Genomic DNA, 19,890 nt, shown 5'->3' with positions numbered 1-19,890 from the left:
ACGCAATTGAATATAGAATTGTTTAAGGATTCCAGCCGGGCATGTTCCCATGCTTCGTCGCACCGTTCGAACAGCTAGGATAGCGGGACAGAGGGGGGCGCGAAGGATCGCCAGCCTCTCTTCCCGATAGTGCTAACGCTTCCGCGTCAGCCGCGCGATGAGCTGAATTCGGTATCGAGCGTTCCCGGCCGCTGGATGACGGCGAACTCGATGGCGACGCCATCTTCGAAATGCCGCACTATCTGGCCGCGCATGGTGCCCAGCGTCACCTGGACGCCGATGGCCGGCTTGACGTCGATCTCGATCGCCGCGCCCGACAGCGACAGGTCGATGATGCGGCACTGGTACTGGCGTCCGTCGGCAAGCTGCAGCACGCTCGTCGGGTTGCGCGGTGCGACGCGTTCATGGCGGCGGTCTTCCGGCAGGTCGAGCTCGTGCTTGTTGGCAAGCCAGGTCAGTTGCGCGGCGAGCTTGTCCCTCTTGCGGTCCGACGCGATGACGGTCATCGCAAAGCCATCCTGCAAAGTGCGGGTGATGACGCCTTCGATGCGGCCGATGTGATCGATATAGGCAATGACCTTTTCGCCCGCCAGGCCGGCGCGCTCGGTGCGCAGCGCGACGTTGCCGGGCGACATGTCGACCACCTGGCAGGGATGTTCGGTGCGGTCTTCCAGCATGAAGCGTCCGTAAATTTTCACGCGGACGCGCTGAAAGTTGCGCCTTTCAGCTTGGGACGGCGCATGGTCGACCGCCGCTGACCTCATCACTGCCATACCCCGTTCGGCATTCCGCGCATGGATGCGGAGAATTTCAGCGGAAAACTACAACAAAGCAGGTTAACAAAGGGGAAAGCCCGGCGCTGTTGCTTTAAGCTTTGGGCATCATTCCTCGCGTCCGCCGTCGAAGACGACCAGGTGACGGATGCGGCGGGCCTGGCCGAGCGCCGAAATCGTCTCGGGCGGGTCGAATTCCGATGGGGCGAGCGAGGGAACCTCGATCGCCGGACGGTTCCCCGGGAACATCGGCTCCTTGTCGGGATCGACGACACGGATCGAATCGATCAAGACGTCGAGAACCGGGTCGGCACCCAGCCAGAAGGGTTTTTCGACGGCGCTTATCACGCCGAGGCAGCGCGGGCTCTCGACACCGCCGTCGAGCGGCAGCGCGAGCAGCTCGAACCTGTTGGACCGGCCGTTGCGACTGAAACCCTCATAGGTGATGAGCATCACCGATTTCAGGTCGAAGACACCATCGGTCAGCTTCGAAATCAGCCGCTGGTCCTTTTCGCGCCACAGCGAAGGGAATGAAAACCCCTTGAGTTCGCGGCCATAGACCGCGCAGAGCCTGGTGCCGGCCAGCCGGAACACCGCTTCGCCGCGCGTGTCCTTTTCCAGGATAAACGTGTCGGCCAGCAGCGACTTGATGTCGGCGGGTTCGACTTCCGAGCGCTTCGGGGCAGGGCGTCCGTCACGCAACCGGTTCCAATAATGGAACAGCGTGATCGATCCGGTCTGGTTCATGCTAATGCTGCTCCGCGCATTCTGTCTTCTGATGTCCCATCGGTGAACAGAAGGGCGCCCTCCGAAGACCTACATGCGTTGCGGAGCAGGATGCGTGCCAGCATCGTTAATACTTGTTCACGGGTCGGGGCGGTTAAGGTTAACAACTGGTTTACGTTGCGCGCCGGCCAGGCCTGTGGCACACCAAAACCACTCCAGAAGCGGTCGTTTTGCGACGATCGGCAGCACTTCAGTCAAGAGTTCAGGGGGAGCAAGGGGGCTCGACCAGCCGTTCAAGGGAAACCTTGGACGGCTTCTTTTTTTGATTCGGGGCTGCTGATTCGCCGTTTGTGATTCGGTTGGCCGTGATCTACATGCTCGCCAAGTCCAATCCAGCGACTGAGTGCAAGCCATATGAGCGACCCAGAAAGCCCACCGGAGATCGAGCAGGGTCAGGGTGGGCCTGCCGCCCGCGAACCGGAGCAGCGCCGCGAACCGGTGTTCAACCTGCCGCCCGTAGTGCTGGCGGTGATCGGCATCTGCGTCGTCGTCTTTCTGATGCAGCAGTATGTGCTTAGCCAAGACCAGCAGCTGACACTATTGTACGACGGGGCCTTCATTCCTGTTCTCTACACTGGCCAATACGGCTTCGACTGGTTCCTGTTTTCTCGGCCCTTTACATATGCCTTCCTGCATGGCGGCTTTGCCCATCTTGCCATCAACATCGTGTGGCTTGCGGCCTTCGGCTCACCGCTGGCCAACCGCTTCGGCGCGCTGCGCTTCAGCCTGTTCTTCGCCGCGACCGGACTGGCGGCGGTGGCGCTGTTCTGGGCCATGCACCCGCTTGGCGAGGCGCCGCTGGTCGGCGCCTCCGGTGCGATTTCCGGCATGATGGGTGCGGCGGCGCGCTACGGCTTCCGCATCGACCGCTCGTCGGGCAAGGCCGCCTTCGCCGGCCAGCCTTTGCCGATGGCGGCGGTGCTGCGCTCGCGCGGCGTCGTCACCTTTCTCGCCATGTGGATGGTGATCAACCTCGCGACCGGCCTCTTCGGCCTGGCGCCTGGCATTGGCGGCCAGATCGCCTGGGAAGCCCATATTGGCGGCTTTCTTGCCGGCTTCTTCGGCCTGCGGTTTTTTGATCGGCGAGAGCAGGTGCCCCGGCAGGCGGACGAGCCGGAGACCTGAGACCGCCGCACTTGAAATGCAACCGTTCGCGGCGCACCATGTTCATCCCAGGGCAAGCCGGCCAGGGCAGGAGCCGGCAGGAAATGCAGAGGAGGACGCCATGACTGTTAAGGCAATTCTCGAGGCAAAAGGCCACGACGTGGTGACGCTCGGGCCGAACGAAAAGCTCAGCGAAGCCATCCGCATGCTTTCCGAACACAGGATCGGCGCGCTGGTCATCACCAACGGCGATCACAAGATCGTCGGCATTCTTTCCGAGCGCGATGTGGTGCGGGTTCTCGCCAAGGAGGGGGCGGCGGCGCTCGACCTTGCCATCCGCTCGGCGATGACGCCCAAGGTGAAGATCTGCAATGAGAACCACACCGTCAACGAGGTCATGGAGATCATGACCAAGGGCCGCTTCCGCCATCTGCCGGTGGAAAAGAACGGGCTGCTCGACGGCATCGTGTCGATCGGCGACGTGGTCAAGCGCCGCATCGAGGATGTCGAGCGCGAGGCCGAGGAGATCAGGGCCTACATCGCCACGGCATAGGTGACGGCGGCCGGGTTGCCGACAGGTCGATTTTTCAAGCTGCTATCGCAGTTCGTCGCGGCAGGTGCGGGCCTGTGCCGCGTCGGCGCCTGCGGCTTTGCGCTTGTCTCTTTTGGCGGTTTGCACTAGCGAAGTTGCACATCAAAATATGCGTTCTCGCATATCCGCAATTTCAATATGCAGGCCCTTATGAGCATTATCGACACCCGCACGCCCGACGCCAAGCGCCTGGTTCCCGGCGCCACCGGCGACTGGGAGATCATCATCGGCCTCGAGGTCCACGCGCAGGTGACCTCTCAGGCAAAGCTGTTTTCCGGCGCCTCGACCATTTTCGGCGCCGCGCCCAACGCCAATGTCAGCCTGGTCGACGCGGCGATGCCCGGCATGCTGCCGGTCATCAACGAGGAATGCGTCAAGCAGGCGATCCGCACCGGGCTGGGCCTAAAGGCCGAGATCAACCACAAATCGGTCTTCGACAGGAAAAACTATTTCTATCCCGACCTGCCGCAGGGCTACCAGATCTCGCAGTTCAAGCAGCCGATCGTCGGCGAGGGGAAGGTGATCGTCTCGGTCGGCCCGGACCGGCAGGGCGAATTCGAGGACATCGAGGTCGGCATCGAGCGCCTGCACCTGGAGCAGGACGCCGGCAAGTCGATGCACGACCAGCATGCGACGATGTCCTATGTCGATCTCAACCGCTCCGGTGTGGCGCTGATGGAGATCGTTTCGAAGCCGGATATGCGCTCCGCCGATGAAGCCAAGGCCTATGTCACCAAGCTGCGCACCATCGTGCGCTACCTCGGCACGTGCGACGGCAATATGGACGAAGGCTCGCTGCGCGCCGACGTCAACGTCTCGGTACGCCGGCCCGGCGGTGAATTCGGCACGCGCTGCGAGATCAAGAACGTCAACTCCATCCGTTTCATCGGCCAGGCCATCGACTACGAGGCGCGCCGCCAGATCGCCATCCTTGAGGACGGCGGCAAGATCGACCAGGAAACGCGGCTGTTCGACCCCAACAAGGGCGAAACGCGCTCGATGCGTTCCAAGGAAGAAGCGCACGACTACCGCTATTTCCCCGATCCCGACCTTCTGCCGCTGGAATTCGACCAGGCCTATGTCGACGAGTTGGCAAAGGACCTGCCGGAACTTCCCGACGCCAAAAAGGCGCGGCTGATCACCTCGCTCGGCCTGTCGACCTACGACGCCTCGATCCTGGTATCGGAAAAGGCGGTCGCCGACTATTTCGAGAAGGTGGCCGCTGGTCGCGATGGCAAGCTTGCCGCCAACTGGGTCATCAACGATTTGCTGGGTGCGTTGAACAGAGCCGGCAAGGACATTGAAAACGCTCCTGTTTCGCCCGACCAGCTTGGCGCGGTCATCGACCTGATCAAGGAAGGCACCATCTCCGGCAAGATCGCCAAGGATCTATTCGAGATCGTCTGGAACGAGGGCGGCGATCCGCGTCAGCTGGTCGAAAGCCGCGGCATGAAGCAGGTCACCGATACCGGCGCCATCGAAAAGGCGGTGGACGAGGTGATCGCGGCCAACCCGGACAAGGTCGAACAGGCGCGCGCCAAGCCGACCATGGCCGGCTGGTTCGTCGGCCAGGTGATGAAGGCGACTGGCGGCAAGGCCAATCCGCAGGCGGTCAACGAGCTGGTCAAGGCCAGGCTCGGGATCGAGTAGGATGTTCGTCCGCACCGCCGGGGAGCGCGATCTGGCGGCGGTGCGCGCATTGCTGATCGAGACGTGGCATGCCACCTATGACGCCATCTACGGCGCGGCGCGGGTTACCGAAATCACCGATGAATGGCATTCTATCGCCGCGCTCAAAGCACGGCTGACGCGGCCCAACTCGGAGTTCCTGCTCGCCGATGACGGCAAAAGCATCGGCGGCATGGCCTTCGCCGCCGCCACCACGGATCCCGCGATCGTCATGCTGAACCAGCTTTACGTGCATCCGGCCTGGCAGAGGCAAGGCATCGGCCAGGCGCTGCTGGACGAGATCGAGGCCAGCTTTCCGGAGGCCCGGACGCTGCGCGTCGAGGTCGAGGAAGCAAATGCTCCGGCCATCGCCTTTTACCGCGCGCGAGGGTTCTTGCCCGCCGGCAACACGGCCGATTGCGGCGGCGCCTCAGGCTTGCCGGCGCTGGTTTTGGAGAAGGCGACCGGCTAGCTCGTTCGCCTGGCGCTCAGTTGCGTTTCACGGGCAGGTTGGAGCAGCCGGCAGCGAGAAACTCGCACGGCAGGCTGCCGCCTCCACCCGACGTGTGCGGGGGCGTGGCGGCTTCGATTTTTTCCACCTCGTAATATTTCGAGGTGACGCCCCATTTTTTGACGCCCTGGCACGTCGAGCGCACGCCAACCTCCGTCGCCTTTGCCGCAGACTTGTAATACGTGGTGATCCTGCAGGATTGGCTGACCGGCAGCGCGTTCGCCGGGCTCGTGACCGGCGGCAGGAAGTTCGGGAAGGCAAGCAGCGAGATTGCCGCAATGATCCTGATGGCGGGCATGGTGTGAGGAAGGTGCAGCATCGTTTGTCTCCATCGATGGCGCCGCTCGCTCGTGGCGCAGCGGCGCGTTTGTTCCAGCAAGATCAGGCCATGATGCCGGCGCTGCCGCATCTGCCGCGCGGGGGATGGCGGCAGCGGTCTGAACCGCCGCCGTCATCCGCGAGCGGCCGCGTCAGGGCGTTTTCGGCTTGATGAGCGTCTTTATCGGAACGGCGACTTTTGGGGGCCGGACCGTACTGGCTCCACCGTCGACGGCCAGCCCGCCGCTGTTGAGATAGCGCACCGTATAGTGCAACTCGTAGCCGGGAACTCTGATCCATGTAGGCTTGTGATTGAACTGGTCCGGCGGCCTCGAATACCACTTCGGGATCTGCATGATCTTGGAACCGGCACCGAATCCCGCAGTCTTGGCCGCTACCGCGAAGGCGCTGTCTCTGGGGTCGTTCGGCGGCTGGTCGACATTGCCGATGACGACCAGCGAATCGTATTTTCGCGCGTCCAGCCGTACTGCGGGAAGGTTCAGCGCAGCCACGTCGCCTTCGCGCATCGTCAGCGCCTTCTGACGGCCATCCTCATTGGCATAGACGTTGAGGTTTATGGCCTCGGATTCCGTATAGACGACATTGTTGTGGAAGTCGCGGGCTGGCAGGCGTGTGAGGCTGTCGAAGGTCACTTCAACCGTCGGCTTGGCTATGGCGTCCGTCACCACCAGGTTGCGCCGTGGCACCGTCCAGAAGATGAGATCATCGCCGGTGGCCTGCGTGCCGGCATCGGAGCCGTCTATTGCCGAGCATTTCGAATTTGGAACCGGCGTCGTCACCGGCAGAGGTGCCGAAAACGAGCTCCGTACCTGAGCGTCGATGTAATTGCCGACGTTGAAAACGTCTTCGAGGATGTTGCCGCCCTCGAAGCTCGCCGGGCCGGGTTGCGAGCGGATGATGACCTGGCTGGAATCGGTCTGCCAGCCGCTGCAGAAGACGTTGACGTCTATGGGAATGCCGATGTGGCGGTCGGAGGTCACCGGGATCGAGACTTTGATGGTCAGGATGTAAGGAACTTTGACAAACCAGCTGTTCGGCTGGTTCAGCATCTGCGTCGCAAAGCGCGACGGCCGCCATTGCTTCAGCGATTCGATCGATGCGCGTGACGATCGTCCCTGGGCGGCCAGCTGTGCGTTGGTGGCGTCGACCTTGGCTTGCGCCAGGTTGCGGACGGTGTTGGTGATCAGGAACACGCCGAGTTCGGCTTTGCAGGGCCTGTTCGATTGTGTGGCGTTGCATGGGGCAAGTGCCGCACTGGGAACCGGCGGCCCCGAAGGCGGCGGCTGGGCGGCCGCGGCGGCCGCCATCAGGCAGAAGAACAGCATCGTGCAGATTTTCAACATGGTATCCTCGCTCAGTCGGTTGGAAACCACCCTCCGGCTAGACAACACCATTTCTTCGACAGCGGTTCATCGCCCGCACGGGGGACGAACCGCGAAACATCGGGCGGAACCAGCCGCCGTCCTTTCGGGTCGGATGCCTACTGCTTCACGACGCCTTTGGTTGTCGCCATCGGCGCGACGACCTTGGGCTTGGGGGTTTTCGGGCCGGGGTCGACTACCAATGCGGCCGTGCAGGAGCATTTGCCCGAACCGCAGTTCAGGTCGCCCTTGCACATTTTGGAATGCCGCATATCGGTGCAGTCGGCGGTCCCGGAGCAGGAGCAACTGCCTTGCCCAATCGTTCCGGACTGACATTTGAAGCTCCATGCCGGATCGGCGATAAGGCCGGCCACAGCGAGCGATAAGGCAAAAAGCGTCGTCGAGATGAGCTTGCGCATGAATACCTCCCGGTTCTATCGAGCGATGGAACCACGAAGCAGCAACGCCTTCATCTCCCGCGCGGGGGACGAACTCGCATACCGGTGACGATCGTCAATGCTGTCCCTTAAGCACGACGAGATAGCCGCGTTCGACGCGAAGCCGGAACGCGATTTGCCCTGCAGTGCCGGGATCCTTGGAAACCTTGTCGATGACATAGCCGCTGGGATGCGAGCCAAGCCATTCTTCCGGTTTGTCGGTGGTTTCGAATGGCTTTTGCAAGCGGGCCAGGAAGCCGACTTCGCCTTGATAGTCGAAAGCCACGGCCCAGTCCGCATCCTTTCGCTCGTCGATGAAGTTGGCGAGCGGCGTCAGATCATAGCGTTTGAACGCGGTTGCCGATGCCACCGCGTGGCCGATGCCGAAAATGACAAGCATGACGATGGCCGAGCTCTTCAGCCTGGCGAGCGGGATCTCCGCCATGAAATAGCCGAACAGGATGACCACGAACGGCAACATCGGCACGACATAATGAGGCTGCTTGCCGGATATCGCGCTGAACACCAGAAACACGGCAACGAACGAGAATGACAGCAGGCGCAAGGCGCGCAGATCCGGCGACTTCGCGTCGATCAGGCTGCGTATCCGCGTGCGCAGCTTCAACCGCCAAACCTCGGGTATGAAGATCCACGGTATGAACATGACCGGCAGCAGCAGCAGATAGAAATAGAACGGCCGGCCGTGCGAATTGCGCAAATTGCCGGTGACGCGCCCCGCCGACTGGTTCCAGACAAGATCATAAACGAAATTGCCTTTTGTCAGGATGGTCGCCGGCACCAGCCAGATCGCCACCGGAATTAGTGCGGCGAGCAGGGCCAGGCCCACTCCAGCGAGGAAGTTCGGTGTCGTCAGTCCCGCCCGCCCGTCGCGCCAGAACGGGTAGAACAGGATGGGCGCGCCGATATGGATCAGCACCACCGGGCCTTTCGTCAGCACGCCCATGCCGATGAACAGCCCGGCCAGAACGGCCTGCCAGCGGTTGCCGCTGCGGGCAAAGGCAATCAACGACAACAGCGCAGCGAGCACAAAGACCGTCAGCAACAGGTCGAACAGGATCAGCGTCGAATAGATGACGAACACGCTGCTTCCGGCGACCAGCCAGGGGATGCGCCGCGCGATGTCGTCGCGGCCCGGAAACAGGGTCTTTGCCAACGCCGTCGTCAGCCAGATGACGAGCGAGGAGGCGGCGAAGATGACCAGCATCGCCGCCGGCCGGCTGGCGCCGAAAATGTTCCAGACAAGGTCGATAAGCCAAAACAGCAGTGGCGGCTTCTGCAGATAGGGCGCGAAATTCATCGTCGGGACGAAGATCTGTCCGCTCAGATACATTTCCCAGGTGACGCTGAGATATCGCGTTTCGTCGACGGGCAGCAGTGGCCGGAAAGCGACCGCGATTACGATCAGCCCAAGCAGAAAGAGGTAGGGGAGCAGCCGCTCGGTAGATGTCGGTGTCAAAGATCGAGATCCGCGCCAGAAACCATTTTCATTCCAGCCGAGCATAGTGCCGCGTTTCTGGACCGCGAACGACCGCACCATGATTTTGGCCGAATTGCAACGATGCCGGTTTCGTTTCCCAGATTTTGCGGACGATGGTGTCAGGGCTTGAAAAACTTGCCGGCCGAGTCTTCTGGACCGCTGCCGGTCCGGGGAACCTGAGCAAAATCACCTGGAGCGCAAGGGTGGCGACAATTCGCGCATCAACAGTTCGAGCTCGCGCTGATCGCCTGTACCGGTCTTGTCGAAGATCGTCGCCAGCTGCGACTTGACGGTGCCGTCCGAGACGCCGCCGGCCGCGGCGATTTCCTTTCGCGTCAGGCCGGCGGCAACGTGACCGGCGACGCGCCTTTCTGCCGCGGTCAGTCCGAACAGCGCCGCAATGGCGTCCAGCGCCGGGGTCGGTGTCGAACCGGCTGCGGCGATGAAGATCGCTGCGGCGGCGCGTTGCGAGATGCGCGCCGAGATTTCACGCCGCGCCAGCGGCATGACATGGGCCACCGCCGGAACGACCGTCCTGGCCAGGGGAATGTTGATGCCGCAAGGTCCGAGCGCGAATTCGTCGCGCGTGCCGAGCTGGACGGCGCGGCCGATCGCGGCATTGGCATTGGCATAGGTGAAGGAAAGCTGGCCGCGCACGCAAGCAACCGAGATGTTTTCGGCGAGCAGCGCTTCGGCTGACGGGTTGGCGAAGATGATGGTCATGTCTTCGGCGACGATCAGCACCGGATGGTCGAGGCTTTCGATGATGGAGCGGAAGATTTCGGCCTTGCGCCGCTCGGCCTCGAACAGGTCGCCGATGGTCACCGCGCGCCGCACATGCGGCGCCAACAGGCAGACAAGCTCGATATCCTCGCGGGAAATCTGGCGCCTGTCCTTGTCGGTAACCACCATCAGCGTGCCGATCCGGGTCGGCCGCTTCATCAACGCCACCCAGAAGAAATCGTCCAGGCGGTTGGGTTGCACCCATTCGCGCACGATGCGGCTTTCGAGCCATCTCTGTCGCGTATCCGGACCTTGCAGGGCGTAGATCGAATCGACGGTGAACGGCACGTCGATCTCCATCTTGGGAACCGCCGCATAGAACGGCACTTGCGAGCCGTAGTCATGCTTCAACGGCTCAAGAACTGCGGGATCGCCGCAAGACACCGAAAACCGCGCGGAGCTGCTGATCGTGTCGATGACGGCGAGCATGGCAAGCTGGCCTTCCGCCAGGTTGCAGATGGCCTCGAGTGTCGCCTGCCAGCGGTCGACGTCGGCAATCGAATCGTAGATCGCCTCAACGACCTGCGGCAATGCGCGACCGGCCGTGCCCGCCAGCGATGACATGAGCCCCTCTCATTTGCCGTCCTTGAGGCAACGAAGCTTCAACTCCTAGAATAACGCTGCGTAAGGTTGCCAACAACCCATTTCATCTGCTTCGGGCGGCCGCGAAAATAGCATGAACGTATCGCTTTCCCGTCAGCCATTTGCTCGCCGGTTGCGGCAAGACCCTTGCCTTCGCAATGCCGTGACGCCATAAGCAGGAACAGGCGCCGCAGCCGCCGCGAGGACTTGCTTCAAGGACTTGCCACGAGGATTTGGATGAAGACTTTCCTTCTGCAGTTTTTCACCTGGTGGAACAGCCAGACATTGGGAACGCGCTTCCACACCTGGCGGCACGGCAAGAAGGTCGGGCAGGACGAGGTTGGCAACGTCTACTATGAGGGCGGCGTCGATTCGGAAGGCCGCACCCGCCGCTGGGTCATCTACCGCGACTATTCGGAAGCCTCGGCGATTCCGCCCGGCTGGCATGGCTGGATCCATCACCGTGTCGACGTTGCGCCGCCAAGCGAAGACTACAAGCCACGCGACTGGCAAAAGCCGCATGTGCCGAACCTCACCGGCAGCCCCGCGGCCTATCGCCCGAAAGGCTCGGTGCTGACCAACCAGCATCGTCCGCAGGTGACGGGCGACTACGACGCCTGGACGCCTGGTTCGTGATCGATCGCCGCGACACGCGCGCGGTCCCCACGGGGGCGGTCCCCACGAGGGCGGTCCCCACGAGGGCGGTCCTTTGTCGCCACAATTGCTGTTTAGCTGTTTGCTGATCCGACAGCAGCAACTAGCCTTGGCGTTAAGAGAATCACCCGGGCGCAAACCACCGGACCTTGCATGAGCATGTTCAGCCGAATTTTGACGGGCGGATTAACCGCGGTCGTTCTCGCTTCTATGGTGGCGCTTGCTGCTGCGCAGGAGTTGGCGCCGCCTGCGCCGGACGCGTCGGTGGCGCCTGCAGCACCCGCAGTATCCGAGCGCATCACCAATCCCGTCGCTGAATTCGCCGGCATCGACAAGATCACCGGTCGTATCATCACCTTCGATGTTTATATCGACGAGACGGTGCAGTTCGGCGCTTTGCAGGTGACGCCGCGCATCTGCTATTCGCGGCCCGAAAACGAAGAGCCGAAGACGGATTCGTTCGTCGAGGTCGACGAGATCACGCTCGACCGGAAAATACGCCGTATCTTCACCGGCTGGATGTTTGCCGAAAGCCCCGGGATCAACGCCGTCGAGCATGCCGTCTATGATATCTGGCTGAAGGGCTGCAAGCAGAAGTCCGACGTGCCGGCACCCGCCGCCCCCAAAACCAACTAGAATCTGTCAGTGCGCGGCGGATACCGCGCCCTGCGGAACCGCCGCGTTGCCCGAGCGTTGGTGCCTCTCTACGGAGGAGGTTGCCATGATGATGGCCAACAAGAACGAACTTCTCGACATCGAAAGGGGATTCTGGAGCGGCGGTGCCGACTATTTCAAGGCCAATGCCGATACCGACTGCCTGGTGGCCTTCCCGCAGATGGCGCGGGTGATGAGCAATACCGATCTGGCCGCAACTGCCACGGATCCGAACCGCTGGCGCGATCTCGACATCGATCTCAAGGGCATCATCGAGCCGGGCAGCGACATCGTCATGCTGACCTACGAGGCGCGTGCGACGCGGCAAGATGGCGAAGCCTATGCGGCGCTGGTCAGCACCGGCTATGTCCATCGCGTCAATGGCTGGAAGATGATGTTCCACGCACAGACGCCGCTGGTGACGGCAGCAAAAGGCTGACCGGCCGCAAGAGCAATTCCGGGAAAGTGTGAACGGCTTTCCGTCCGGAATTTTGTTTCTGTGAAACGATGAACCATACCAGTTTATGGAAAAAACACGGCCTCGCCCTTCAGCGCCTCGGCCAGCATCTTCTCGTACTTGCCGCGCGGCACGTCGATTGCACCGAAGCGTTTGAGATGCTCGGTGGTGAACTGCGTATCGAGCAGTGCAAAGCCACGCGCCTTCAGGCGTTCGACGAGGTGAACCAGGCAGGCCTTTGATGCGTCGGTCTCCCTGGCGAACATGCTCTCGCCGAAGAACACGCGGCCGAGCGATACGCCGTAGAGCCCCCCGACCAATCGGTCGTTGTGCCAGGCCTCGACCGAATGGCAATGGCCCATCCGATGCAACTCGATATAGGCTTCGCGGATCGGCGCGTTGATCCAGGTCGACCGACGTTCCTCGCGCCTTTCGGCGCAGGCCTCGATCGTCGCCTCGAAGTCGAAATCGATGCGGAACTCGAACAGGTTCTTGCGGATCGTCTTTCTCAGGCTTTTCGGTATGTGGAACCCGTCGAGCGGAATGATGCCGCGCGTCTCCGGCCGCACCCAGAATACTTCGGGGTCATTGGCGCTTTCGGCCATCGGGAAGACGCCGGAGGCATAGGCTTTGAGCAAAAGGTCGGTCGGGATGCGATAACCGGGTGCGTAGGGACGGGTCATCGCTTCGCCCCTGTATCACTCGCCTTCGGCCAGGTATTTTTCCAGCCAGTGGATATCGTAGTCGCCATTAGCGATGTCGGCGTTGCCAACGAGGTCGCGAAACAGTGGCAGCGTCGTCTTGATGCCGTCGACGACGAATTCGTCGAGCGCGCGCCGCAGCCGCATCATGCATTCGACGCGGTTGCGGCCATGCACGATCAGCTTGCCGATTAGGCTGTCGTAGTAGGGCGGGATCTTGTAGCCGGAATAGACGCCGGAATCGACACGGATGCCGAGGCCGCCCGGCGTGTGGAAATGGGTGATGGTGCCCGGCGAGGGGGTGAAGGTGCGCGGATCCTCGGCATTGATGCGGCATTCGATGGCATGGCCGTGGAAGCGGATGTCCTCCTGGCGCACCGAAAGTCCGCCGCCCGAGGCGACGCGGATCTGCTCGTGCACGAGGTCGATGCCGGTAATCGCCTCGGTCACCGGATGTTCGACCTGCAGGCGCGTGTTCATCTCGATGAAATAGAACTCGCCGTCCTCATAGAGGAATTCGATGGTGCCGGCGCCGGAATAGCCGAGATCGGCGATCGCCCTGGCGCAGACGCCGCCAATATGCGCGCGCTCCTCGGCATTGAGCGCCGGCGAGGGCGCTTCTTCCCAGACCTTCTGGTGGCGGCGCTGCAGCGAGCAGTCGCGCTCGCCGAAATGCACGCCGCGCCCGGCGCCGTCGCCGAACACCTGCACTTCGATATGGCGCGGCTTCTGCAGATATTTCTCGATATAGACTGCGTCGTCGCCGAAGGCCGCACCCGCCTCCGAGCGTGCCGTCTGCAGCGCCACCTCGAGATCGGCCTCGCTACGCGCCACTTTCATGCCGCGCCCGCCGCCGCCGGCCGACGCCTTGATGATTACGGGGTAGCCGATCGCGGCGGCAATGCGCTCGGCTTCCTTGTCCTCGGTGACCGCGCCGTCGGAGCCGGGCACCACGGGAATGCCGAGGCGTTTTGCGGTACGCTTGGCCTCGATCTTGTCACCCATGATGCGGATATGGTCGCCGGTCGGGCCGATGAAGGTGATGTTGTGCGCGGCGAGGATGTCAGCGAACTTGGCGTTCTCCGACAGAAAACCGTAGCCGGGATGCACCGCGTCGGCGCCGGTGATCTCGCAGGCGGCGACGATCTGGTGGATGTTGAGATAGCTGTCGCGCGACGGCGGCGGGCCGATGCAGACGCTCTCGTCGGCGAGACGCACATGCATGGCGTCGGCGTCGGCGGTCGAATGCACCACCACCGTCTGGATGCCGAGCTCCTTGCAGGCGCGCAGCACCCTGAGGGCGATTTCGCCGCGATTGGCGATGAGGATTTTCTGGAACATCTTTCGCCTGTTCCCGGCTCTACTCGATCACGACGAGCGGCATACCATATTCGACCGGCTGCGCATCTTCAAACAGGATCGCCGTCACCGTGCCGGCGCGCGGCGAGGGGATCTGGTTCATCGTCTTCATTGCTTCGATGATCAGCAGCGTCTGGCCTTCCTTGACCTTCTGGCCGATTTCGATGAACGGCCTGGCGTCAGGCGACGGTGCCAGATAGGCGGTGCCGACCATCGGCGAGGCAACGGCGTTCTTCGACACGTCGGGCGTCGCCGGCGCGGCCGCTGCCGCAGGCTGCGCGGCTGCCGGGGCATAGGCCGGCTGAGCTGTGGCGACGGCATGGACGGCCGGGGCCTGCCGCGAGACGCGCACCTTCAGATCGCCCAGCTCGACCTCGATCTCGGTCAGGTTGGTGTCGTTCAGTATGCCCGCCAGATCGCGGATCAGCTGCTGGTCAACACCGTTCTTCTTTATCGACATTTTCGAGCCTTCTGTTTGTTGGCCGGTCATAGGCGTGCAGCCAGCGCCTGCAGCGCCAGCGTGTAGCCGAGCGGCCCGAACCCGCAGATCATGCCGACGGCGACCGGCGCGACCATGGACACGTGGCGGAATGGTTCCCGCGCGTGGATGTTGGAGAGATGCACCTCAGCGACCGGCAGCGGCGCGACAGCGCGGATGGCATCGTGAATGGCGATCGAGGTATGGCCGTAGGCGCCCGGATTGATGACGATCGCGGCGGCCTTGTCGGCGGCCTCCTGGATCCAGTCGACGAGGTCGCCCTCATGGTTCGACTGGCGGAAATCGATCTCCAGCCCAAGTGCGGCACCTGCCTGCTTGCAGTCGTCGGCGATCGCGGCAAGCGTCTTGCCGCCATAGATGCCTGGCTCGCGCTTGCCGAGCGCGTTGAGATTGGGGCCGTTCAGGACGAAAACCGTTTTCAAAATATGCCGACCTTTCCCGGCGCGGCTAAGCCGGCGCGCCGGACCCTCTATAATGGGCATAGACGCTGGCGAAAAGAGCGCAAGTGCGTTCTTTCGCCGTCCACAACAGCCGGAAAAACGGCCGGTGCCGGAAACCCGCAGCCTAATCGAAACCCGAATGCTGATCAGAGCGCGGCCTTCGCCGCCTCGATCTTTTCGGCCAGCACTTCCTGGCCAAGCGCGCCGAACACCACCTCGTTGCCGACGACATAGGACGGCGTTCCGGTGATGGCGAGCTTGGTGGCGAGGTCATAGGTCTTGGAGAAGGCCTCGGTGATGCTCGGGTCCTTCATCTTTTCGCGCAGCGCCGCCTCGTCGGCGCCGAGCGACAGCGCCACCTTGATTGCCGCCGCCTCGGTGGCGCGCCCCTGGCCGCCGAGCAGCGCATTGTGGAATTCGCCGTATTTCTCCGGCTTCATCAAATGGAAGGCCATCGAGACGACGCTCGCCTTCTGCGAATCCGGGCCGAGAATCGGGAACTCCTTGAGTACGAAGCGCAGGTCCGGATCGGCCTTGGTCAGCGCGCGCATGTCGTCGATGGCGCGTTTGCAGTAGCCGCAATTATAATCATAGAATTCGACGATGGTGACCTTGCCGTTCGGATTGCCGACAACACCGTCGAATGAGGAATTGAAGATCTGGTCCTTGGCGTCTTTGATGACGCCGAGACTGGCGACGCGCTGTTCTTCCTTCTGCTTGGCCTCGAGTGCCTGCTGTGCCTCCAGAAGCACTTCCGGGTTCTTCAGGAGATAGTCGCGGACGATGCCTTCGACTTCGGTGCGGTCGAGCTTGGTACCCGAGGACGCCGTCTGGGCAAGCTGCGCCGTGCCGGCCTTCGCCGTCTGCGGATTGCCGGCGACGAAGCCGAACGCCAGCATGGCGAGAGCCGCTGCCACTCCGGTAGTGCCCAGCAGAATTGCCTTGGTCATGATCCTCGATCCTCTTGCCCGTGTTCGGGTCCGCCCGGTTTGGCTGTGTCGCAGCCTGCGTCCGAAAGGTTCACTTCTTCTTACCTGATGGTGCGTAGTTTATAATGTCCTGCGCGCGAAGCCAGCCCGGCTCGCCCCGCTTCATGCTCTGCTGCGCCCGCATGGCGAAGATTTTCGCATTCTTGTAGTCGCCGGAATAGAAATGCCCTTCGGCGGTTGCAAGCTCGGCGGCCGGGATGTTGCCGAGTTCCCCGTAAGCCTGTGCCAGATAGCGGTATCCGGCGGCGTTTTCGCGATCCCGTCCGAGGCCGGTGTTGATCTGCGCCACCGCCTTCTTCAGCGAATCCTGCGTGCCGATCGCCATCAGCGCCTGGCCGTAAGAGACCGGCAGCAGCCCCGATCGCGCCGGATCGAGGCTGACCGACTTGGCATAGGCGTCCGCCGCATCCTTCGGCCGGTTCGCCTTCATCAGGATGTCGCCGCGTAATTCCTGGAAATAGGGATTTTTCGGCTGTTCCTTGATCAACGCGTTGGTCTTGGTGAGCGCCGACGCCAGATTGCCGAACAGATAGGTCATCTGCGCGTCGCCATAGCGTGAGGCGACGCTGCCGGGGTTCTTGCGCATCAATCGCGACGCCGCCGCCTGGCCCTGCATGTAGGCGGCGATCTTTATGCGCATCATGTCGTGGCGCTGCTGCAGTGCCGGCGGGTCGACCTTGTCGACGTAAGGGCTCTGCTTCACCAGCACTTCGAGATTGGCGATACGCTCCTGCGGCATCGGATGGCTGATCCTGTAGGGATCGACTTGCGCGCCCGAGAGCGACAATGCGTTCTGGAAGCGGCCAAACGTCTTCAGCATGCCCATGCCGGACTGGCCGGTTGCATTGAGATAGGTGATCGCCGAACGGTCGGCGGTCATCTCTTCGGTGCGCTGATAAGCGAGGATACTGCGTTGCGCCATCTCGCCGCCGCCGGCCACCACGCCCATGCCGGCGCCGGCGAGACCGCGGCTGTTGCTGGTGGCGCCGGCCACCATGGCGCCGGCGCCAAGCAGCGTCGCCAGGATCGCCATCGTCTTGGCGCGCTCGAGCTGTTCTCGCAATTTCTGCTGGTGTCCGCCGGCGATATGGCCGGCCTCGTGGGCAATGACGCCAATGATCTCGTTGGGCGTTTCGGCCGTCATCAGCGCGCCGGTGTTGATGAACAGGCGGCGGCCGGCAACAAAGGCGTTGAAGCTCTGGTCGTTGACCAGCACGATGTTGATGGCGTCGCCCGACAAGCCCGCCGCCTTGAAGATCGGCCGCGCGTAATCGCGCACCAGCGCCTCGATCTCGGCATCGCGCACAACCGGCACATTCTGCGCAAAGGCATTGACCGAGCCGGCCATGGCGACCACCGCGGCAAGCGAAAGCGTCGCGAGGGCGCGCGCTGTCCTGGCGATCGTCGATTTGGGTCGGCTCAACATGGCAGGTCCACTGGTAGACGAGTGGGCGAAGGATGAAAAGTCGGCAGCCTAAACTTACCGAACTTGTGATCCCCACACCAATCGGGCATTTGTGCGGCGCGGCCAGCATGGCCGGCACGTGCGGACAAGTGTGGTGGATTGAAAAATGGTTGTTTCGCTTTCGCGCCGCGGCGCGGTCGAACCGTTCCATGCCATGGACATCCTGGCCGAGGCGAATCGGCTGAAAGCCAAGGGCCTGCCGGTCGTTTCCATGGCCGTCGGCCAGCCTTCCGATCCGGCGCCGGCCGGGGTTCGCGAAGCGGCGGCCAATGCCTTGAAAGCAGGCCGCATCGGCTATACCGACGCGCTGGGCCTCGCCGGCCTGCGCAAGGCGATCGCGGCGCATTATGGCGAGCACTACGGGCTTGACGTTTCGCCCGAGCGGATAGCCGTCACCACCGGATCGTCGGCTGCCTTCAACCTCGCTTTCCTGGCAATGTTCGATCCAGGCGACCGCGTCGCCATCGCTGCGCCCGGCTATCCTGCCTATCGCAACATCATGGCCGCGCTCGGCATCGACATCGCCGAGATCGAGTTGGACGGCGGCGCCTATCTGCATGCCGAGCACCTGCAAGCCGCGCATCGCGAAAAACCGCTGAAGGGCGTGCTGTTCGCCAGCCCGGCCAACCCGACCGGCGCGGTCATCCCCGCCGGCGATCTCGAGGCGCTGGTCGAGACGGCGCAAGAGCTCGGCATCGCCGTCATGTCGGACGAAATCTATCACCGGCTGGCCTATGCGGCGCCCGACACGACGGCGCTTGCTTTCGGCGCGGATGTGACGGTGATCAATTCCTTCTCGAAATATTATTGCATGACCGGCTGGCGCATCGGCTGGATGGTGCTGCCGCAGGAACTGGTGCGGCCGGTCGAGCGCATCGCCCAGAGCCTCTACATCTCGCCGCCCGAACTGTCCCAGATTGCCGCGATCGAGGCATTCAAGGCGACGCCAGAGCTGGAAGCGGTGAAGGCGCGCTATGCCTGGAACCGCGAGCTCCTGATGCAACGCCTGCCGGAGCTCGGCTTTGCTTTGGCCGCGCCTATGGACGGCGCGTTCTACGCCTTCTGCGACGTCACCAGGCACACCAATGACAGCATGGCGTTTGCGCGCCGGATGCTTGCCGAGGCGCATGTGGCGGCGACGCCGGGCCGCGATTTCGACCCGCTGCAAGGCCATCGCACGATGCGCTTTTCCTATGCCGGCAGCCACGACGACATGGTCGAGGCGATGGCGCGTATCGAACGCTGGCTGAAGTAGCGGGGGCGACGATGCCGGAGCTTGAACAGGCGCCTCAACTTGAACAGGCGCCACAGCTTGAACAGGCGTTGCGCGAGGTCGCCGCCGAAATGGCGGAGCGTACCGATCGCGGCGACGTCGCCAGCTATATTCCCCAGCTCGGCAAGATCGATCCGAAAAAATTCGGCATCGCCGCGGTGACCAATGACGGCCGCGTGCTGACCGCGGGCGATGCCGACGAGGCGTTTTCGATCCAGAGCATCTCAAAGGTGTTCACGCTGACGCTGGCGCTCGGCAATGTCGGCGACGCGCTGTGGCAGCGGGTTGGGCGCGAACCTTCGGGCAATCCGTTCAACTCGATCGTCCAGCTCGAGCACGAGAACGGCATTCCGCGCAATCCATTCATCAATGCCGGCGCCATCGTCGTCTCCGACATCCTGCTTGCCGGCCATCAGCCGCGCGAGGCGATCGGCGAGATCCTGCGCTTCATCCAGTTCCTGGCCGATGACGACACCATCATCATCGACCGCGAGGTCGCGGCGTCCGAACGCGCGACCGGCTTTCGCAATTTCGCGCTTGCCAATTACATGAAATCGTTCGGGAATCTCCACCATGCGCCGGAACTGGCGCTGGGCGTCTATTTCCACCATTGCGCTATCGCCATGAGCTGCCGGCAACTGGCCCTGGCCGGCCGCTTCCTCGCCAATGGCGGCAAGAACCCGGCGACCGGGCATTCCGTCGTCTCGGCAGAGCGCGCCCGCCGCATCGGCGCGATGATGCTGACCTGCGGCCACTATGACGGCTCCGGCGACTTCGCTTTCCGCGTCGGCATTCCCGGCAAGAGCGGCGTTGGCGGCGGCATATTGGGGATCGTGCCGGGCGTCGCCTCGCTTGCCGTCTGGTCGCCCGGCCTTAATGCCAACGGCAATTCCAGGCTGGGCTCGATCGCGTTGGAAAAATTGGCGAAGACGATGAACTGGTCGATCTTCGCGCCATAAGCATTT

At 62.7% G+C, this 19,890-nt stretch carries 22 protein-coding genes; 9 read left to right on the top strand and 13 right to left on the bottom strand.

Going from position 1 to position 19,890, the window contains the following annotated elements; all coding sequences use genetic code 11:
* Positions 1-146: 146 nt before the first annotated feature.
* Together NKI25_RS17605 and NKI25_RS17600 are read right to left on the bottom strand one after the other, a co-directional pair.
* Entirely contained in the window at positions 147-764 is a 618-nt protein-coding gene (locus NKI25_RS17605; RefSeq protein WP_352593820.1) for a PilZ domain-containing protein, read from the bottom strand.
* A 117-nt stretch (positions 765-881) separates the two neighbouring features.
* Positions 882-1,520, bottom strand: a complete 639-nt coding sequence (locus tag NKI25_RS17600) for a PAS domain-containing protein (protein ID WP_352593821.1) — start codon at positions 1,518-1,520, stop codon at positions 882-884.
* Between the two features lie 393 nt (positions 1,521-1,913).
* Between NKI25_RS17600 and NKI25_RS17595 the strand changes: the two genes are divergently transcribed.
* The 4 genes from NKI25_RS17595 (at position 1,914) to NKI25_RS17580 (ending at position 5,395) form a co-directional block, all read left to right on the top strand.
* On the top strand, positions 1,914-2,684 hold the full coding sequence (locus NKI25_RS17595; RefSeq protein ID WP_352998870.1) for a rhomboid family intramembrane serine protease: 771 nt from the start codon (positions 1,914-1,916) through the stop codon (positions 2,682-2,684).
* A 100-nt stretch (positions 2,685-2,784) separates the two neighbouring features.
* On the top strand, positions 2,785-3,216 hold the full coding sequence (locus NKI25_RS17590) for a CBS domain-containing protein (protein ID WP_023717464.1): 432 nt from the start codon (positions 2,785-2,787) through the stop codon (positions 3,214-3,216).
* A 189-nt stretch (positions 3,217-3,405) separates the two neighbouring features.
* Positions 3,406-4,905, top strand: a complete 1,500-nt coding sequence (gene gatB / locus NKI25_RS17585; protein WP_352998868.1) for an Asp-tRNA(Asn)/Glu-tRNA(Gln) amidotransferase subunit GatB — start codon at positions 3,406-3,408, stop codon at positions 4,903-4,905.
* A 1-nt stretch (position 4,906) separates the two neighbouring features.
* Positions 4,907-5,395, top strand: coding sequence for a GNAT family N-acetyltransferase (locus NKI25_RS17580; protein WP_352829305.1), 489 nt, complete (start codon positions 4,907-4,909; stop codon positions 5,393-5,395).
* 16 nt (positions 5,396-5,411) lie between these two features.
* Here the strand turns inward: NKI25_RS17580 and NKI25_RS17575 are convergent, their stop codons facing one another.
* From NKI25_RS17575 to NKI25_RS17555, 5 genes are all read right to left on the bottom strand, one after another.
* Positions 5,412-5,753, bottom strand: a complete 342-nt coding sequence (locus NKI25_RS17575; RefSeq protein WP_352829307.1) for a hypothetical protein — start codon at positions 5,751-5,753, stop codon at positions 5,412-5,414.
* Positions 5,754-5,904: 151 nt separating this feature from the next.
* Positions 5,905-7,116: a hypothetical protein gene (locus NKI25_RS17570; RefSeq protein ID WP_352998866.1), complete on the bottom strand. Its 1,212-nt coding sequence runs from the start codon at positions 7,114-7,116 to the stop codon at positions 5,905-5,907.
* A 137-nt stretch (positions 7,117-7,253) separates the two neighbouring features.
* Positions 7,254-7,553 carry a hypothetical protein gene (locus NKI25_RS17565; protein WP_352998865.1) on the bottom strand — a complete coding sequence of 100 codons (300 nt, stop codon included), beginning with the start codon at positions 7,551-7,553 and terminating at the stop codon, positions 7,254-7,256.
* 94 nt (positions 7,554-7,647) lie between these two features.
* A complete protein-coding gene (locus NKI25_RS17560; RefSeq protein ID WP_352829312.1) occupies positions 7,648-9,048 on the bottom strand; it encodes an ArnT family glycosyltransferase in 1,401 nt (466 codons plus the stop codon).
* A 207-nt stretch (positions 9,049-9,255) separates the two neighbouring features.
* The gene (locus tag NKI25_RS17555; protein WP_352829314.1) at positions 9,256-10,416 is read right to left on the bottom strand and encodes a helix-turn-helix transcriptional regulator; all 1,161 of its coding nucleotides are present in this window, start codon (positions 10,414-10,416) and stop codon (positions 9,256-9,258) included.
* Positions 10,417-10,671: 255 nt separating this feature from the next.
* Here NKI25_RS17555 and NKI25_RS17550 point away from each other — a divergent pair, with 255 nt between their 5' ends.
* The 3 genes from NKI25_RS17550 to NKI25_RS17540 all read left to right on the top strand — a co-directional run bounded on the left by NKI25_RS17550 (position 10,672) and on the right by NKI25_RS17540 (position 12,181).
* Entirely contained in the window at positions 10,672-11,070 is a 399-nt protein-coding gene (locus NKI25_RS17550; RefSeq protein WP_023674818.1) for an NADH:ubiquinone oxidoreductase subunit NDUFA12, read from the top strand.
* A 171-nt stretch (positions 11,071-11,241) separates the two neighbouring features.
* Positions 11,242-11,724 carry a DUF2155 domain-containing protein gene (locus NKI25_RS17545; protein WP_352451095.1) on the top strand — a complete coding sequence of 161 codons (483 nt, stop codon included), beginning with the start codon at positions 11,242-11,244 and terminating at the stop codon, positions 11,722-11,724.
* An 88-nt stretch (positions 11,725-11,812) separates the two neighbouring features.
* A complete protein-coding gene (locus NKI25_RS17540; protein ID WP_352593854.1) occupies positions 11,813-12,181 on the top strand; it encodes a hypothetical protein in 369 nt (122 codons plus the stop codon).
* An 83-nt stretch (positions 12,182-12,264) separates the two neighbouring features.
* Here the strand turns inward: NKI25_RS17540 and aat are convergent, their stop codons facing one another.
* The 6 genes from aat to NKI25_RS17510 form a co-directional block, all read right to left on the bottom strand.
* Positions 12,265-12,882 carry a leucyl/phenylalanyl-tRNA--protein transferase gene (aat, locus tag NKI25_RS17535; protein ID WP_023674821.1) on the bottom strand — a complete coding sequence of 206 codons (618 nt, stop codon included), beginning with the start codon at positions 12,880-12,882 and terminating at the stop codon, positions 12,265-12,267.
* 15 nt (positions 12,883-12,897) lie between these two features.
* On the bottom strand, positions 12,898-14,241 hold the full coding sequence (accC, locus tag NKI25_RS17530; RefSeq protein ID WP_352829315.1) for an acetyl-CoA carboxylase biotin carboxylase subunit: 1,344 nt from the start codon (positions 14,239-14,241) through the stop codon (positions 12,898-12,900).
* A gap of 19 nt (positions 14,242-14,260) precedes the next feature.
* Positions 14,261-14,719 (bottom strand): acetyl-CoA carboxylase biotin carboxyl carrier protein, encoded by a 459-nt coding sequence (gene accB / locus NKI25_RS17525; RefSeq protein WP_023674823.1) that lies wholly within the window; start codon positions 14,717-14,719, stop codon positions 14,261-14,263.
* Positions 14,720-14,745: 26 nt separating this feature from the next.
* Entirely contained in the window at positions 14,746-15,180 is a 435-nt protein-coding gene (aroQ, locus tag NKI25_RS17520; RefSeq protein WP_031211260.1) for a type II 3-dehydroquinate dehydratase, read from the bottom strand.
* 164 nt (positions 15,181-15,344) lie between these two features.
* The gene (locus NKI25_RS17515; RefSeq protein ID WP_023674825.1) at positions 15,345-16,148 is read right to left on the bottom strand and encodes a DsbA family protein; all 804 of its coding nucleotides are present in this window, start codon (positions 16,146-16,148) and stop codon (positions 15,345-15,347) included.
* A gap of 70 nt (positions 16,149-16,218) precedes the next feature.
* Complete coding sequence (locus tag NKI25_RS17510) at positions 16,219-17,613, bottom strand: M48 family metalloprotease (RefSeq protein WP_352748111.1); 1,395 nt, start codon at positions 17,611-17,613, stop codon at positions 16,219-16,221.
* Positions 17,614-17,758: 145 nt separating this feature from the next.
* On the opposite strand from NKI25_RS17510, the gene NKI25_RS17505 reads away from it, so the two are divergent.
* Positions 17,759-18,907 carry a pyridoxal phosphate-dependent aminotransferase gene (locus tag NKI25_RS17505; RefSeq protein WP_352998862.1) on the top strand — a complete coding sequence of 383 codons (1,149 nt, stop codon included), beginning with the start codon at positions 17,759-17,761 and terminating at the stop codon, positions 18,905-18,907.
* Positions 18,908-18,918: 11 nt separating this feature from the next.
* Positions 18,919-19,884: a glutaminase gene (locus NKI25_RS17500; RefSeq protein ID WP_352998860.1), complete on the top strand. Its 966-nt coding sequence runs from the start codon at positions 18,919-18,921 to the stop codon at positions 19,882-19,884.
* Positions 19,885-19,890 lie beyond the last annotated feature (6 nt).

The sequence above is a fragment of the Mesorhizobium sp. M0808 genome, assembly GCF_040320025.1.
Classification (GTDB): domain Bacteria; phylum Pseudomonadota; class Alphaproteobacteria; order Rhizobiales; family Rhizobiaceae; genus Mesorhizobium.
The sequence above is the reverse complement of the archived record's forward strand: the minus strand, read 5'-3'. Positions and strand labels throughout refer to the sequence as shown.